Source organism: Desertibacillus haloalkaliphilus (genome assembly GCF_019039105.1).
Taxonomy (GTDB): Bacteria; Bacillota; Bacilli; order Bacillales; family KJ1-10-99; genus Desertibacillus; species Desertibacillus haloalkaliphilus.
The window spans coordinates 1-428 of record NZ_JAHPIV010000160.1; the positions used below are offsets into that span (position 1 = coordinate 1).

The 428-nt window shown below is 58.6% G+C and carries 1 protein-coding gene; it reads left to right on the forward strand.

Annotated elements, in window-relative coordinates; all coding sequences use genetic code 11:
• Positions 1-428, forward strand: a 428-nt coding sequence (locus KH400_RS27690) for an NnrS family protein (protein WP_217228070.1), incomplete at both ends; no start/stop codon positions are given.

Below are 428 nucleotides of genomic sequence, written 5' to 3' on the forward strand. Positions count from 1 at the left end.
GGTCAGGAGAAAGCTACACCTCGACTCTGGCTGGAACGGACTGCGCTCGCGACACAGTGGCTTATCTTGCTCTGCTGGCTGCAGCTCCCCACCCAATGGGTCACCAGCATATATATAGTGCCTCTCTATATAGTGGCGGCGAGTTTGCATCTGTGGCGGCAACTGCGTTGGCATCTGCCATCGACCCTTGCGCATCCCCTGCTGTGGTCACTCCATCTCGCCTATCTGTTTATCCCTCTTGGCCTGCTCGCACTTGCGGCACATAGCGCGGGTCAGCCCATCACGTTGTCGATGGCCAGTCACCTGCTTAGCGCAGGCTGCATGGGGACCATGATTCTGGGTATGATTGCACGAGTCTCCCTCGGCCATAGCGGTCGAGCCTTGCAGGTAGGACGCAGGATCACTGGCGCATTCGCCCTGGTTATCGC